Raw genomic sequence first — 15,109 nt, forward strand, 5'->3', positions numbered from 1 at the left:
AGCGCTTCCGTCTCGATGTATTGATTTAGAGAATCATCAACGGTTCGTCCTTGACCGGACGAATGGTCAGCGCGGTGCGGACGGAGTCCACATTTGGCGCGGCGGTCAGTTCCTCGATAACGAAGGTCTGGAACGTATTCAGATCGCGCGCAACGCAATGAAGCAGGAAGTCGGATTCGCCCGAAACCATCCATGCACGGCGTACCAGCGGCCACTGTTTGGTTTTCTCAGCAAAAGCCTTCAGATCGGCATCAGCCTGACGGTGCAGACCGACCGAGCAGAACGCGACCAGATCCTGTCCAAGCGCATTGCCGTTGAGAATGGCGCGATAGCCCCGAATGACGCCGCTTTCCTCGAGTTTACGGACCCGGCGAAGGCAGGGAGGGGCCGAAATGCCAACCCGTTCGGCCAGCTCGACATTGGTGATGCGCCCGTTGTTCTGGAGCTCCCGCAGGATTTTCCAATCGATTTCGTCCAGATCGGCCTTGATCGGCATGCATGACTCCGCGCGCAAGGAAATTTCATTCGAGCGTAATTATAGAATATCCAGCGCCGTCGTGGCGCAATCTAATCATGCTAATATCAAATGAATCCGTGGCGTGTAAACCGTCTAAAGCTCTGTCAACGCACCCAAAAAGCGCGTGTGAACAGGATATATACGGTCACAAGCTCCAGTCGTCCTGCCAGCATGAGGAAGGACAGGACCCAGAGAGCCGGGTCGTGGATGGTGGAAAAATTGCCAACCGGACCGATTGTTTCGCCGAGGCCGGGGCCGACATTGGAGAGCGCAGTCAGCGCGCCGGTGAAGGCCGACACGAAGTCGAGACCGAGTGACGCGAGAAGCACTGCGCCGATGACCAGCGATGAACAATAGAGGAAGAGATACAGGAGCACGTTCTGGGCGATTTCGCCTGAAATCTCCGATGAGCCATAGCGCATCTTGGTGACGGCATGCGGCACGATAAGGCGGGAAAGGCTTGCTTGTGTCAGGCTCCACAGGATGATGAGGCGGTTCATCTTGATACCGCCCGAGGTGGAGCCCGCGCAGCTTCCGAGAAACGAGGCGAGGAAGAAAATACCCAGGGCAGGCGGGCCCCAGAGCGAATAATCTTCCGTCGCATAGCCTGTGGTCGTGATGACAGACACGAAGTGGAACGAGGCCGAAATCAGCGCATCGCCAAAGGGTACATCCAGGCCAAGCCGCAAGACGACGGCAAGGATGAAGCTGAAGCCGATGACGATGGTGAAGAACAGTTTGACCTGCGGATCGGCCAGCGATTCCAGCCGCTTGGGCATGAAAGCCTTGATATAGAGCACGAAGGGCAGGGCCGAGAGAATCATGAACACGGTCGCGACGACCAGCAGCAGGCGGTTGCCGTGGTAGAAACCGAGCGAGTTGTCATGCGTGGAGAAGCCAGCAGTGGCCACGGTCGTCAGCCCGTGATTGATGGCGTCGAAAACGCTCATTCCAACCATGAAATAGCTGATGATGCAGGCAGCCGTCAGGCTCAGATAGGCCAGAATGATGCCAAGCGCGATCTGGTTCATGCGGGGCAGGATCTTTTCCGACTTGTCGGAATTTTCCATGTGAAAAAGTGCAAGACCGCCAGCGCGCAGCGACGGCAGCATCAGAAGCGCCAAGCCGATGAAGCCGATGCCCCCGATCCAGCAGAGAAGGGAGCGCCAGAGCAGAATGCCGCGCTGCATATTGTCGAGGCCGGTCAGCGCGGTCGCGCCGGTGGATGTCACGCCGGACATCGCTTCGAAAAAGGCGGTGGCGTAGCTGATCGGCAGATGAGAGAAATAAAGCGGTATCGAGCCGAGGAAGCTCGCGGTCAGCCAGATGCAGACCGTGAGCAGAAAACCGAGGCGCGGCGTGAAGCGCGTTGACGGGCTTTGTGTCGCGAAAAGGATCAGCGCGGAAAGCGCGCCGGTGGCTGCGGCCGAACGCACGAAGATCAGCCAGTCGTCACTGCCGTCGCGCAGGTCGATTGCGGCAGGCAGGAGCATGGCGGCCGCCATGATGAGGCCGAAGCGCGCGCAGATATTGGCGACTGTCTTATAGATGGCGGTCGTCTCCGGCCGTTTGTGGGTCGATTTGCGGACAGTTGGGCGTTGTTTTTCCTGTCTGTTTAACGTGAGATCGACCCGGTCGCAATGCGGGGAGGCGCTTCCTATTACCTAAGTGTCACAAGCTGTGGCTAAAGCGCAGCAAATGCCCGTCAAACCTTGCAAACAGAAGAGGGCAGACCTACCTTGGCCATAATATCAGGGCACAGATATGCCGGGTGCGAAAGCGATTCCGGTCAGTCATGCGCCCCTCGCTTTAAATCGATTTTAAGACCGGAGAGGAACCTCATGTCTCAGCGTCATGCGCCCGTCATTGTCATTGGCTCAGGTCCTGCTGGTTATACCGCCGCGATTTACGCAGCGCGCGCCATGTTGAAGCCCATTGTCATTGCCGGTCTGCAGCAGGGTGGTCAGTTGATGATCACCACCGACGTGGAAAATTATCCGGGCTATGCCGAACCTGTGCAAGGCCCATGGATGATGGAACAGATGGCCAAGCAGGCAGAACATGTCGGCGCGGAAATCGTTCATGACATCATCACCGAGGTTGACACCAAGGTGCGCCCGTTCCGCCTGACGGCAGATTCCGGCACGGTCTATACCTGTGACGCGCTGATCATCGCGACTGGCGCGCAGGCAAAATGGCTTGGCCTCGACAGCGAACAGACCTTCATGGGCGGCGGCGTTTCGGCTTGCGCTACCTGTGACGGCTTCTTCTATCGCGGCAAGGATGTGGTTGTGGTCGGCGGTGGCAACACGGCTGTCGAAGAAGCGCTTTACCTGTCGCACATCGCCAAGAGCGTGACCGTGGTCCATCGCCGCGAGGGTTTCCGCGCGGAAAAGATCATGCAGGATCGTCTCCTGTCGCGGGCCAATGTCAGCGTGGTCTGGAACAGCGTGATCGATGAAATTCTCGGCACTGAGGCCAAGCCGCCGATGGGCGCGACCGTTACCGGTGTGCGCCTGAAGAATGTCGTGACGGGTCAGACCACGGAAGTCGATACGCATGGCGTCTTTGTCGCCATCGGTCATGCGCCTGCCGTGTCGCTGTTCGAAGGCAAACTGAAGCAGAAGCCGAACGGTTATCTGTGGACCGCGCCCGATTCCACCGCCACTGATGTTCCGGGCATTTATGCCGCTGGCGACGTCACCGACGATATCTACCGGCAGGCCGTGACCGCCGCCGGTATGGGCTGCATGGCAGCGCTCGAAGCCGAGCGCTGGCTGGCCGCACAGGAACCGCTGCACGAAGCAGCGGAGTAACGAGGGGGAAATCGTGGTCGCACCGCTCGACTGGGATAAACTGCGCATTTTTCATGCTGCGGCGGAAGCAGGGTCGTTCACCCATGCCGCGCAGACATTGCATTTGTCGCAATCGGCTATTTCGCGTCAGGTCAGTGCGCTGGAACAGGATGTCGGCGTGCCGCTGTTCCACCGCCACGCGCGCGGGCTGATTTTGACCGAACAGGGCGAAACACTTTATCGCACGGCGCATGACGTGTTGATGAAGCTGGAAAATGTTCGCTCCAAACTGGCCGAGAGCAAGGAAAAGCCGACGGGACGCCTGCGCGTTACCACGACGGTGGGCCTTGGCTCCGGCTGGCTGATCGAACGCATTCAGGAATTCGTCGAGCTTTATCCGGATATCCACCTTCAGTTGATCCTCGATAATGAGGAGCTGGATCTGACTATGCGTCACGCGGACTGCGCCTTGCGTCTGCGCCAGCCGCAGCAGCCGGACCTGATCCAGCGCCGCCTGTTCACGGTGCATATGCATCTTTACGCATCGGCGGGCTATGTCTCGAAATATGGCAAGCTGAATTCGATCGACGAACTCGACCAGCACCGCATCGTGACGTTCGGCGAGCCGGCACCAAGCTATCTGACCGGCTTGAACTGGCTGGAAGTTGCAGGCCGTGCCGATGGCAGTACGCGCATCCCGGCCTTGCAGGTCAACAATCTTCTGTCGGTGCGCCGCGCCGTGCAGCGGGGTGTCGGCATCGCCGTGCTCCCGGATTATATGGCCGACAAGGAATCCGGTCTGGTACAGCTTGTGCCGGAGCTGGAGGAAATCCCGTCCTTCGATACTTTCTTCTGCTATCCCGAAGCATTGAAGAATTCCGCCAAGCTGCATGCATTCCGAGACTTCCTGTTCTCCAAGGCGCGCAACTGGACCTATTGATTCCATCTATGTGAATGTAAAAGGCCGCGTTGGAAAACCCAACGCGGCCTTTTGTTTTTGGTGTGTCTGGGCGAGGTGCTTGCCAGACATTAAGGCAGGGCTGTCGCCTGCGCCCCCTCATCCTGAGGAGCCGCCGAAGGCGGCGTCTCGAAGGGCGAGGGAGCCTATTTGAACCCTCGCCCTTCGATCCTTCGACGCGCTCAGGATGATGCTTCGCTGCGCTCCGCACCTCAGGGTGAGGGCGTAGCAGACCGGTTCATGGGATAACCCCGCTGTCGCTGTTACTTGCGCGGCAGGAGACGCTGCACGTCCTTGGCGGTGTCGGCGAGGACGTCTTCGGGGGTGGCGGACTGTTCGACCAGACGGGAGAGACCGTCGACGATGGTCTGCGTAACCTTCACGCCGTTGGAGCCGGGGAAGGCATACCAAGGCACCATGATCGACATCTGGCTGAGACCGGCCTTGAAGAGCGGGTTTTCTTCGTAGAACTTGCCGAGATATTCATCCGACTTGGCGGCCAGATCGTTGTTCGGCACGTAGCCGGTGCCCGGAACCACAACCGAAGCGCCGTAAGGGCCAGCGGCGAACTTGGCGAATTTCCAGGCGGCATCGACCTTCGACTGGTCTTCGGTGAGGATCACGACCGCATTGCCGCCGGTTGGCAGACGACCCTTTTCCGGGTTGATGAGCGGGATCTTTGCGGTGCGCATATCAAACTTGTCGCCGACATTCTTGATCGTGTTGCGCAATGCGCCCGTGGTCTGGAAGGCAAAGCCTACCTTGCCAGCTGCAAAGGCCTGTTCGCCCGCAGCCTTGGTCAGAACCGGCAAGCCGCCTTCCTTGACCATGCGGTCAACGAGCTTCAGCGCGGCAAGGCCTTCCGGTCCGTCGAAGGCGACCTTCTTTTCATCTTCAGTCAGCATGGTGCCGCCCGCGCCGAACAGAAGTGCGGAGAACATCCAGTCGTCGCCCTGCCAGCGGAAGTCGATGCCTTCATTGCCGTTGCCGAGCGCCTTGATCTTGCCGCCGAGCGCGATCACTTCGTCCCAGGTCGTGGGCGGCGTGTCGGGGTTGCCACCGGCTGCGCGCACGAGGTCGGCATTATAGTACATGATCGGGTTGGAGGTTGCGAAAGCAAGACCAACCTGACGGTCGCCGACGCGGGCAAGACTGAGGATATGATCGGAGAAGCCCTGCGCTTCCATATCCTTTTCTTTTTCGACGAGCGGCCTCATGTCGACGCCGATATTGCGTTCGGCAAGAACGCGCAGACGGTTGAGGCCGGTGAAGGTGATATCCGGCATTTCCGACGTGCCAGCCTGACGCATGATCGTCTGGATGCCTTCCTCATAGGTGGCGGAAGGGCTGACGAAGTTGATCTTGATGTCTGGATTTTCTTCCATGAACTTCTTGGAGATGTCGGCCATGACATCTTTGAAGAAGCCGGGCATTGGATAATGCACGTTGAGCGTGGTGTCGGCAAAGGCTGGCGAGCCGAGGCCGATGGTCAGGGTAGCGAGGGCACCAAGTGCACTTGCAAGGCGTTTCATGATCAACTCCTGTGAGTGGGATAGGCGAAAGAGGTCAGCCTTTGAGGCCGGTAAGGGTGATGCCCTCGATGAAGCGGCGCTGGGCGGCAAGGAATGCCAGCAGCAGGGGCAAGGTGATGATGAGCGTCGCGGCCATCAGTGCGCCGTAGTCGTCACCGGCTTCGGCAGCGCGGAAATAGAGCAGACCGAGCGGCGGCGTGGCGCGTTCCATCCCGTTGACGACGATCAGCGGCCAGAACAGGTCGTTCCAGTGTGCAACGACGGAAAAGATGGAAAAGGCGGTGATAGCGGGCCAGGCATTCGGCACGATCACACGCATGACGATGCCTGCTTCCGACATGCCGTCGAGGCGGGCGGCGCTGATAAGATCGTCGGGCATGGCGCGGAAGAATTGCAGGAACAGGAATATGCCGAACACCGAGATGAAGAACGGTGCGCTCAGTGCAAAATAGCTGTTCAGCACGCCCATCTGATTGAAGCCGACATAGAAGGGCAGCGCGGTGGCGTGGATCGGAACCAGCAGCCCCAGCATGACGAGAACCATCATGGCGCGCTGGCCGCGAAAGTTGAGTTTCGCCATGGCATAGGCGCATGGAATGGCGATCACCACCTGCACCACCAGCACCAGCCCACAGACGATGACACCGTTGAACAGCAGCAGCCCCATAGGCACGCGGGTGAGGGCTTTTGTGACATTGTCCCAGAGCGCCCAGTTATGCGGGATCAGCGACAGCGACGACGAGAAAATGTCCTGCTGCGACTTGGCTGCGGTGGACAGCATGAAGATGTAGGGCGCCAGAAAAAGCAGCGCGCCAAACGAGAGAAGACCGAGGCGAAACGAACGGGCAAGTGACATGGAAGGTCCCCTCAATAATGCGTGCGGCGGTCCAGCACACGGAACTGGAGCAGCATCAGAACGATCAGCACAGCGAGGAAAATCACGGTCATGGCCGAGGCGTAACCGACGCGGAGGAAGACAAAACCTTCCTGATAGATGCTCCAGAGCAGAACTTCAGTGGCCTTGTTCGGGCCGCCTTCGGTGAGCGTCTTCACGGTTTCGAAAACCTTGACCGCATTGATGATGCTGATGGTCGTGACAAACAGCGTCGTCGGTCCGAGCAAGGGCCAGGTGACAAGACGAAAGCGCTCCCAGCTGCTTTTCACGCCATCCACTTCGGCGGCGGAATAAAGCTCGCGCGGAATGGCGGTGAGGCCCGCCAGAAACAGCACCATGTTGAAGCCGACGCTTTGCCAGACGCCGATCAGCGCAAGGCTGATCAAAGCCGTGTCGCTGGAGCCAAGCCAGTTGGGGCCAGTAATACCGATCATGCCGAGCAGCGCATTGACGGGGCCAAGCGTGGGATGAAGCAGATATTGCCAGACAGTCGCCATGGCAACGAGCAGCGAGGCAACCGGCAGAAAATAGACGGTGCGGAAGAATGACTTTCCGCGTACTTCGCCTTCAATGAGGATCGCAACGCCAAGGCCGAGAAACACCGAAGCCGGTGCGACAATGGCCGTATAGATCGCCGTGTTCTTCAAGGAGATGAGAAAGGTGCGGTCGCTGAACAGCTCGACATAATTGTCGAGGCCGATGAATTCGAAACCGGCATAGCCAAGCTCGAAATTGGTAAAGCTCCAGAAGACAACAGCCGCGGTCGGCAACAGGATCAGGAGCACTGTCAGGAGAATGGCTGGCGAGGCGAGTTTCCAGGCCAGTCGCTCCTCGCGCCGCCGCGCGTTTTCGGCGGCAGTGCGGGCGCTGACTGCGCCGGGCCGGGCAAGGGCGATGTCAGACATGGGCCACTGCCTTTTCCGCCGGAGCGATAGTCACCACATTCCCGGCGGGCTGGCGCAGGCGCGCGCCGTCATCGCCGAATAGATAGGCGTTATCTGCATCGAAATGCAGGCCAACCGGCAATCCGGGCGCGATATGGTCGGCTTTGACGGGGTCCAGCTTGACAATCAGTTCCTGCGCCGAGCCCGGTGCTTTTACATAGACCAGCACCTCGGAGCCGAGAAATTCGATGCGCGACACTGTCCCGGTGATGCCGGTCTTGTCATGCGGCAGAAGGCGGAAATGTTCCGGACGGATGCCGACGCGGATCGTCGTGCCCGCATAGGCGGCAACATTCTGCAGGATCGGACGGCCCGCGAAATGGACGCTGCCCTGATCGCTGACCAAAGCGTCCAGAATGTTGATGCGCGGGGTGCCGATGAACTGGGCCACTTCGATATGGCGCGGATCGTTATAGATCGCGGTCGGCGTATCGATTTGCAGCAGCTTGCCGCCCATCATGACGGCCACGCGGTCGGCCATGCTGAGCGCTTCAGCCTGATCGTGCGTTACATAGATCGTCGGAACACCGGCGCGGCGATGCAGATCGACAATCTCGGCGCGGGTATGAACGCGCAGATTGGCATCGAGGTTGGACAGCGGTTCGTCCATGAGGAAAACGCCGGGCTGGCGCACGAGCGCACGGGCAAGCGCAACGCGCTGGCGCTGACCGCCCGACATCTGGCCGGGCTTGCGGTCGAGAAGATGATCGATTTTCAGGCTGGCGGCGGTGGTTTTCACCTGCTTCTGGATCGCGGCGCGCTTGGCGCGCTGGCCGGGAACCAGCGGTCCAACGAAGGGCAGGCGCTCGGCTGTGGTCATATCGCGCATGGCCAGTGGCACGGCGATGTTTTGGGCCGCGGTCAGATGCGGGTACAAGGCATAAGACTGGAAGACCATCGCGATATTGCGGTCAGCCGGATGCGCGCCAGTGATGTCGCGGCCAGCCAGTGCAACATAGCCTTCGTCGGCATGATCGAGACCGGCGAGAATACGCAAAAGCGTGCTCTTTCCGCAGCCCGACGGGCCGACGAGGGCGATGAATTCGCCCTCCGCTACGTCGATGCTGATGCCGTCCAGAATGCGGTTGCTGCCATAGGACTTCCCGATATCGCGGATGGCCAGCGTGCTCATTGGCTTGCCTCTTCGCTGACCTTTTTGCCGTCGCCGCTATGATGCGGATAGACTTCATGCACCACGTCGTCGATCACATAAGGCGTCAGTTCTTCGATGCGGACGATGGTGCTTGTCGCCGTTTCGCCAAGCTCGTGCACGACAGCGCCGAGAATACGCTCGCCGGGCAGATCGCGCTCCATTGCACCGACGATGAAGGCCGCCGCCGGTCCCCAGATATAGCTGGTGCCGAAAGCTTCACCCGCCCATGCGCGGTGCAGGTGGCCACTGGCATGTAGCTGCACGTTATATTGTGCGAAGAGGTCATAGAGACGCTGGCGCGCAACCGGGCGGATGCCCCAATAGCCGCTGTCGCCTTCTTCCGGATCATCGACAAAGAGCGGCTTATGCGCGAAGACGGCGACGGGCTTGCCGTCAGCGTTTTCCAGCACGTTTTCCAGCCACTGGAATTGTTCTTCCTCTTCCTCACTGCCGGTTCCGATGATCAGGCTGTTGAGGCCGATGACCAGCCATTCACCGAGGTCCTTTGCCCAGCGGTCGGGACCAATATGGCGCTGCCAGCGCGCTAGGCGCTCGGCATTGACCGGCTGGTGGCTCTCCGGCAGATGGCCGATGTCGTGGTTGCCCGGCACGCTGAGAACAGGGGCGGAGAGCTGTTCGAAACAGCTGCGGCAGAATTCGAGATCGGCTTCGACATCTGCGCCGTCAACGGCAAGATCGCCCGTATGAATGATCAGGTCGGGCTTCTGCTGCTCGACCCACGCTACGAGCGGTTCCCAATTCGGGTTGAAATGCGTCTTGATCGGGCTGAGATGGGTGTCGGTGATTTGAACGATCCGCATGGGTGCGCTCCCTCGTGGCTTGTGGGACGATCGCAGCGGTGCCGTTCAGAGCATTCCTTAGACAAATAAGTATATTTGGCGTCGAGATGTGGCTCTTAACAGCACCTTAGAGCACGGTTTGATGTCATCGAACCAAAATGCACTCTAAAGGCCGCGTTTGCCGCTGCTGACTTGCTTATGCAGCGGCTTCTGCGGGGGCTTGTATGCCTCTTGTGTGACAGTCCTGATGCGCCCCGATGACAGTTGGGTGACATCTTCTGTGAGGAATCAGCCATGGGTGATTTGCTGATTTTGCAGGCAGTCCGGTTGTATTGATGCCTGTTCCATAGGCGCTCTTATTTGAGCTTGCGGCATATCTTGATGTGCAATTTATCGCTAACTTTTTGATTTTACGGTACATAATTGCGCGTCTGAGCTATGCAGTAAATGCATGGCTGCATTGCGCTAAAGTTGCATTGCAAAAATCATGAGCAGGGAGCATATAACAATCATCTCAGCGCCGCGTTTCCTCCTCCCATTTGCGCGGGCTGAGTGTTCCCCTCTGGAGGTTTGCCTCAAAGGCACCTTCAAAACTCAAAGCCAGACATTTGTCTGGCTTTTTTTTTGGCTTTTCGCCTGTTATTGGCCGCGACGGCTGACCAGAACAAACTACAAATAGCGGTTACGTGCCAGCTGTCTGTTCTGACAGGGGCCTCCGCGATTTGCATTCAAAGCGCAGATACGAAAAAGGGGCCGTGAGGCCCCTTTGTCATTCGTTAATCAGAAGAAGCTTAGCGCAGGCTGGCGCAGAAGCGCTGGATGCGGTTGCAGGCTTCTTCGAGCAGCTCATCGGATGTCGCATAGGAAATGCGGAAGTTCGGTCCGAGGCCGAAGGCCGAACCGTGAACCACGGCAACGCCCTCTGCTTCAAGCAACTCGGTGACGAAATCTTCGTCGGTTTCGATAACCTTGCCAGCTTCAGTCTTCTTGCCGATCAGGCCAGCGCAGGACGGATAGACGTAGAATGCGCCTTCTGGCGTTGGGCACTGGATGCCCTTGGCCTGATTGAGCATCGATACGACCAGATCGCGACGAGCCTGGAAGATTTCCTTGTTCTTCGGGATGAAGTCCTGCGTGCCGTTGAGTGCTTCAACTGCTGCCCACTGGGCAATCGAGCATGCGCCGGAGGTCTGCTGACCCTGCACCATGTCCATGGCCTTGATAAGCTGCAGCGGGCCAGCGGCGTAACCGATGCGCCAGCCGGTCATTGCATAGGCCTTGGAAACGCCGTTCATGGTCAGCGTGCGCTCATAGAGCGACGGCTCGACCTGGGCGGGCGTCGTGAAGACGAAATCGCCATAGACCAGATGCTCATACATGTCGTCGGTCAGGATCCAGACCTGCGGGTGACGCACGAGAACGTCCGTCAGCGCCTTCAGCTCGGCTTCCGTATAGGCAGCGCCCGTCGGGTTCGACGGCGAGTTGAAGATCAGCCACTTGGTCTTCGGCGTGATGGCCTTTTCCAGATCGGCAGCGGTCAGCTTGAAATTGTCTTCGATCTTGGTGTTGATGAACACCGGCGTGCCGCCGTTGATCGCGACCATTTCCGGATAGCTGACCCAGTAAGGCGCAGGCACGATGACTTCATCACCGGGGTTCAGCGTGGCCATGAAGGCGTTGAACAGGATCTGCTTGCCGCCCGTGCCGACGATCACCTGATCCGGCGTGTAGTCGAGACCGTTTTCACGCTTGAACTTGGCGACGATGGCCTTGCGCAGCTCAGGGATACCGGCAACAGGCGTGTACTTCGTTTCGCCGCGATTGATCGCGTCGATTGCGGCCTGCTTGATGTTGTCCGGCGTGTCGAAATCGGGTTCGCCCGCACCGAGACCGATCACGTCCTTGCCTTTGGCTTTCAGTTCGCGTGCTTTCTGGCTGACCGCGATGGTCGCAGATGGCTTTACGCGGGAAAGGGCGTCGGCGAGAAATGCCATGATAGATCTCCATAGATGGCAGGCTCTGTTAACCGCACTGGGAACGGCGCGGTTTTGCGAATTTTCTATGTCGCATCGGCAGAGGAATCGCAACAGATGGATTGGCATTTCGCCCGTATTTCGGGGTTTTCTCAAAAATGTGTTGCGAAAAGTGCCGGATAGATCAGCGTTGCTGACATAATATCTCAACGAAACTGATTGGACAGGCCGTGACGCAGGCAGAGATAGTGCTGCGAAACAGGAGCCATCGATGCTGACCATTTACGGACAACCCGATTCAGGAAATTGCTACAAGCCCCGCCTGCTGCTTGCCCTGCTTGGTAAGGCTTTTCGCCATGTGACCGTTTCGTCGCGGGACGGTTCCACACGCAAGCCGGACTATCTCGCCAAGAACCCCAATGGCAAGGTGCCTTTGCTTGAGCTCGATGATGGACGGATGCTGGCGGAATCGAACGCCATGCTTCTCTATCTGGCTGAGGGCACAGCGTTTCTGCCCACTGACGCCTATGAGCGCGGGCTGGTCTATCAGTGGTTGTTTTTCGAACAATATAGCCACGAGCCCTTCGTGGCGGTGAGCCGCGCGTTGCGGCTTTATCCGGAACGGGCGCAGCTGGCGACGCCGGAACGTCTGGCCTCATTGCTGGAGGGCGGTAACAAGGCGCTTGGCGTCATGGAAACGCAACTTGAAAAGACGCCCTATCTGGCGGGCGATGCTTATACGGTCGCCGATATCGCGCTCTATGCCTATACGCATGAGGCGCATCTGGGCGGCTTTGACATGCAGCAATATCCGGCGATTCGGGCCTGGCTCAAGCGCATTGCGGCGCATCCGGGCCATGTGTCACTTGACTGGCTGCCTTGAGAGTTTTCAAACGGTACAAACAATTAGAGCGCCGATCAGATCGGCGCTCCAATATTTCTAGCCACATTCAGGCAAAGCCGGATGGAACATCCAGCCGCTAAATGTATTAGGCTGCGACGAGGTTGTCTGCAGACGAACGGCCCGAACGGCGATCCTGCACGATCTCGTAAGAGACCTTCTGACCTTCGTTGAGCGTGGCAAGGCCAGCGCGCTGAACGGCAGAGATGTGAACGAAAATGTCCGTGCCGCCCTGGTCAGGCTGAATGAAGCCGAAACCCTTGGTCGTGTTGAACCACTTAACTGTTCCCGTAGCCATGGGAATGTCCTTTGTAACGATAGTAATTTTTAGTCCGCATGCTCCGCACACGTCCCTGTGGATCGAATTTATGGACAGGAGATCGTCAGGAAGCACGGCAGGCCGCACGGGTCTCAAAGTCACTCGACCGAAAAATCGATTGCCGGACTATATGCGACAAATTTGACCAGCACAAGAGAGCTAGAATGCGTGAAGGGCGGTTGATTTGCTAAAAAAATCGCGGCTTTAACGATAATGGAAGGTAATTTTTATCTGAAGCGCAGTCTTTTGGGCGATTGCACGCCCCGACCGCACTTAGCAGAAAGGTTCTCGACATAATATTGCGGGCTAATATTAAGACGTAAACGGATCGACCATGTCGGAAAAGTCAGGCATCGCGTTTCTTTGACTTTTGCGTGATATGCATAACGCGCATGTTGTGAATTGCCCGCGAGTTCGTCACAGGGATTAGCGATTGGGCACGTGGTGAGGCAAAATATGACGTCTGAACCGGAACAGAAGCAGCCGAAGCGCAGTGCGCCGAAGAAAAGCCGCAGGCGCGGGAAGTCCCAGCGTACGGGCATCAAAGGCTTGCTTACGCGTCAGCCGGTCCGCGACGGCAACGATCTGTTCTCGCAGCTCTCCATGATGACCGGCGCTTTCTGGAGTTCGCCGGTGCGTACTGCGCTGATAGCGCTTGGAACCGGCATTTTTGTGCTGATCGTGCTGATTGCGATCGGACAGGTTGCAATCAATCGCTGGAACGAGCCCTTTTATGATGCGCTGGCGCGCAAGGATTTGCAGGCTTTCTTTCACCAACTGATGGTCTTTTTCGGGATTGCCGGTACTTTGCTGGTGCTCAATGTCGCGCAGACATGGCTGAACCAGATGTTCAAGCTGAAGATGCGCGAAGGTCTCGCGGGCGATCTGGTCGGTCAATGGCTGGCGCCGGGGCGAGCGTTCCGGCTGGCCAATGCGGGCGAGATTGGCATCAATCCAGATCAGCGTCTGCATGAAGACGCCCGGCATCTGGCCGAAACCTCCTGCGATCTCGGTATCAACCTGCTGCAATCGACAGTCATTCTGGTGAGCTTCGTCGGCGTGCTCTGGTCGCTGTCGAGCGGCTTCATTTTCCATGTTGGCGGCTACAGCTTCCCGATACCCGGCTATATGGTCTGGGCGGTGGTCATCTATGCCGCCTCCGCATCGTGGCTGACATGGATCGTCGGGCGCAACCTCGTCAATATCAACGCCAACCGCTATGCCCGTGAGGCGGATTTCCGCGCCTCGCTGATGCGGGTCAACGAACATCTGGATGCTGTTACCCTTTCACGCGGTGAGGCGGACGAGCGGCGTCGTCTCGATCTGGATATCGACGCCGTACTGGCCGCGATTCGCAAGATCGTTTATGCGACCACGCGATTGACCTGGGTGACCGCAGGTTATGGCTGGCTCACCATCGTCGCGCCGATTCTCGTTGCCGCGCCGGTCTATTTTTCCGGCGGACTGACCTTCGGCGGGCTGATGATGGCGGTCGGCGCTTTTACGCAGGTGCATAATTCGCTGCGCTGGTTCGTGGATAATTTTGGCGCCATCGCCGACTGGCGCGCGACGCTGCTTCGTGTCGCCACGTTTCGGCAGGCGATTCTGCGCATGGACGAGTTGGGTCGTCTCGACCGTCAGGTCGATCTGGCCGTCAACGAGGACGACAGAATCAGTCTCGACGATGTGTCGATTGCAGCACCCGATATCTGTCTGCGACTGTCGAAGAGCGCCTTTGCGGTCAAGCCTGGTGAGCGGGTGCTCGTAACCGGCGGCACCGAAACGCAACGCACTTTGCTGTTCCGGGCGCTGGGCGGCCTGTGGCCATGGGGTGAGGGGCGTATCGGCATGCCGGCCAATGACGGCGTCGCCTTCATGCCGCGCGCACCCTATTTGCCGCCGGGCACGCTGAAGAGCGTGATCGTCTATCCGTTTGATCTGAAGAAGTTCTCGCCCGAAGCACTGGAAGGTGTGTTGCAGCGCGCCGGGCTTGCGCGGCTTATCGGCAGTCTCGATCACGTCACGCGCTGGGAGCGGGTGCTGACCGATGACGAGCGGCAATGTCTCGCCTTCGCCCGACTCATTTTGCAGGAGCCGCAATGGATCATCATCGACGGCGCGCTGGATGGGCTCGACGCCGAGGCTTATGATCGCATTCGGGACATCTTGAACAATGAACTGAAGCAAGCCGCGGTGATCCATCTGGGCAAACCGCACCTGCATAACGGGCTTTTCTCGCGGCAGGTCAATCTGGAAGAAGATCCTGATGGAAAGCCGCTCGAAATTCCTGCTTTGAAGAGCGCATAAAAAAGCCGCCGGATC

13 protein-coding genes are annotated in these 15,109 nt (G+C 58.4%); 4 read left to right on the forward strand and 9 right to left on the reverse strand.

Going from position 1 to position 15,109, the window contains the following annotated elements; genetic code table 11:
- Positions 1-25: 25 nt before the first annotated feature.
- Both FHW03_RS12875 and FHW03_RS12880 read right to left on the reverse strand, forming a co-directional pair.
- Positions 26-496: an Lrp/AsnC family transcriptional regulator gene (locus FHW03_RS12875; protein WP_095447076.1), complete on the reverse strand. Its 471-nt coding sequence runs from the start codon at positions 494-496 to the stop codon at positions 26-28.
- 125 nt (positions 497-621) lie between these two features.
- Positions 622-2,022 carry a TrkH family potassium uptake protein gene (locus FHW03_RS12880; protein ID WP_182520994.1) on the reverse strand — a complete coding sequence of 467 codons (1,401 nt, stop codon included), beginning with the start codon at positions 2,020-2,022 and terminating at the stop codon, positions 622-624.
- 336 nt (positions 2,023-2,358) lie between these two features.
- Between FHW03_RS12880 and trxB the strand changes: the two genes are divergently transcribed.
- Positions 2,359-3,333, forward strand: a complete 975-nt coding sequence (gene trxB / locus FHW03_RS12885; protein ID WP_182520995.1) for a thioredoxin-disulfide reductase — start codon at positions 2,359-2,361, stop codon at positions 3,331-3,333.
- A gap of 13 nt (positions 3,334-3,346) precedes the next feature.
- Positions 3,347-4,252 carry a LysR family transcriptional regulator gene (locus FHW03_RS12890; protein WP_182520996.1) on the forward strand — a complete coding sequence of 302 codons (906 nt, stop codon included), beginning with the start codon at positions 3,347-3,349 and terminating at the stop codon, positions 4,250-4,252.
- 281 nt (positions 4,253-4,533) lie between these two features.
- On the opposite strand, the gene FHW03_RS12895 is transcribed toward FHW03_RS12890, so the two are convergent.
- From FHW03_RS12895 to FHW03_RS12920, 6 genes are all read right to left on the reverse strand, one after another.
- Complete coding sequence (locus tag FHW03_RS12895; protein WP_182520997.1) at positions 4,534-5,802, reverse strand: ABC transporter substrate-binding protein; 1,269 nt, start codon at positions 5,800-5,802, stop codon at positions 4,534-4,536.
- A gap of 34 nt (positions 5,803-5,836) precedes the next feature.
- Positions 5,837-6,658, reverse strand: coding sequence for a carbohydrate ABC transporter permease (locus tag FHW03_RS12900; protein WP_182520998.1), 822 nt, complete (start codon positions 6,656-6,658; stop codon positions 5,837-5,839).
- An 11-nt stretch (positions 6,659-6,669) separates the two neighbouring features.
- Positions 6,670-7,602 (reverse strand): carbohydrate ABC transporter permease, encoded by a 933-nt coding sequence (locus FHW03_RS12905; protein WP_182520999.1) that lies wholly within the window; start codon positions 7,600-7,602, stop codon positions 6,670-6,672.
- On the reverse strand, positions 7,595-8,773 hold the full coding sequence (locus tag FHW03_RS12910; protein ID WP_182521000.1) for an ABC transporter ATP-binding protein: 1,179 nt from the start codon (positions 8,771-8,773) through the stop codon (positions 7,595-7,597). The genes FHW03_RS12905 and FHW03_RS12910 overlap by 8 nt, the downstream gene beginning before the upstream one ends.
- On the reverse strand, positions 8,770-9,615 hold the full coding sequence (locus tag FHW03_RS12915) for a metallophosphoesterase (protein WP_182521001.1): 846 nt from the start codon (positions 9,613-9,615) through the stop codon (positions 8,770-8,772). Before FHW03_RS12915 ends, FHW03_RS12910 begins: the two co-directional genes overlap by 4 nt.
- Positions 9,616-10,385: 770 nt before the next feature.
- Complete coding sequence (locus FHW03_RS12920; protein WP_182521002.1) at positions 10,386-11,588, reverse strand: pyridoxal phosphate-dependent aminotransferase; 1,203 nt, start codon at positions 11,586-11,588, stop codon at positions 10,386-10,388.
- Between the two features lie 250 nt (positions 11,589-11,838).
- Here FHW03_RS12920 and FHW03_RS12925 point away from each other — a divergent pair, with 250 nt between their 5' ends.
- Positions 11,839-12,450, forward strand: a complete 612-nt coding sequence (locus tag FHW03_RS12925) for a glutathione S-transferase family protein (protein ID WP_182521003.1) — start codon at positions 11,839-11,841, stop codon at positions 12,448-12,450.
- A 106-nt stretch (positions 12,451-12,556) separates the two neighbouring features.
- On the opposite strand, the gene FHW03_RS12930 is transcribed toward FHW03_RS12925, so the two are convergent.
- Positions 12,557-12,766: a cold-shock protein gene (locus FHW03_RS12930; RefSeq protein ID WP_078338706.1), complete on the reverse strand. Its 210-nt coding sequence runs from the start codon at positions 12,764-12,766 to the stop codon at positions 12,557-12,559.
- Positions 12,767-13,243: 477 nt separating this feature from the next.
- On the opposite strand from FHW03_RS12930, the gene FHW03_RS12935 reads away from it, so the two are divergent.
- Positions 13,244-15,094: an ABC transporter ATP-binding protein/permease gene (locus FHW03_RS12935; RefSeq protein WP_182521004.1), complete on the forward strand. Its 1,851-nt coding sequence runs from the start codon at positions 13,244-13,246 to the stop codon at positions 15,092-15,094.
- Positions 15,095-15,109: the final 15 nt, after the last annotated feature.

The sequence above is a fragment of the Ochrobactrum sp. RH2CCR150 genome (assembly GCA_014138095.1).
GTDB classification, from domain to species: Bacteria; Pseudomonadota; Alphaproteobacteria; order Rhizobiales; family Rhizobiaceae; genus Brucella; species Brucella gambitense.

What these genes read in the sequence shown, in the direction of transcription:
- FHW03_RS12875 (WP_095447076.1), bottom strand. Translation starts at nt 496, where the DNA reads ATGCCGATCAAGGCCGATCTGGACGAAATCGATTGGAAAATCCTGCGG.
- FHW03_RS12880 (WP_182520994.1), bottom strand. Translation starts at nt 2,022, where the DNA reads ATGGCGGCCGCCATGCTCCTGCCTGCCGCAATCGACCTGCGCGACGGC.
- trxB (WP_182520995.1), top strand. Translation starts at nt 2,359, where the DNA reads ATGTCTCAGCGTCATGCGCCCGTCATTGTCATTGGCTCAGGTCCTGCT.
- FHW03_RS12895 (WP_182520997.1), bottom strand. Translation starts at nt 5,802, where the DNA reads ATGAAACGCCTTGCAAGTGCACTTGGTGCCCTCGCTACCCTGACCATC.
- FHW03_RS12900 (WP_182520998.1), bottom strand. Translation starts at nt 6,658, where the DNA reads ATGTCACTTGCCCGTTCGTTTCGCCTCGGTCTTCTCTCGTTTGGCGCG.
- FHW03_RS12905 (WP_182520999.1), bottom strand. Translation starts at nt 7,602, where the DNA reads ATGTCTGACATCGCCCTTGCCCGGCCCGGCGCAGTCAGCGCCCGCACT.
- FHW03_RS12910 (WP_182521000.1), bottom strand. Translation starts at nt 8,773, where the DNA reads ATGAGCACGCTGGCCATCCGCGATATCGGGAAGTCCTATGGCAGCAAC.
- FHW03_RS12915 (WP_182521001.1), bottom strand. Translation starts at nt 9,615, where the DNA reads ATGCGGATCGTTCAAATCACCGACACCCATCTCAGCCCGATCAAGACG.
- FHW03_RS12920 (WP_182521002.1), bottom strand. Translation starts at nt 11,588, where the DNA reads ATGGCATTTCTCGCCGACGCCCTTTCCCGCGTAAAGCCATCTGCGACC.
- FHW03_RS12925 (WP_182521003.1), top strand. Translation starts at nt 11,839, where the DNA reads ATGCTGACCATTTACGGACAACCCGATTCAGGAAATTGCTACAAGCCC.
- FHW03_RS12930 (WP_078338706.1), bottom strand. Translation starts at nt 12,766, where the DNA reads ATGGCTACGGGAACAGTTAAGTGGTTCAACACGACCAAGGGTTTCGGC.
- FHW03_RS12935 (WP_182521004.1), top strand. Translation starts at nt 13,244, where the DNA reads ATGACGTCTGAACCGGAACAGAAGCAGCCGAAGCGCAGTGCGCCGAAG.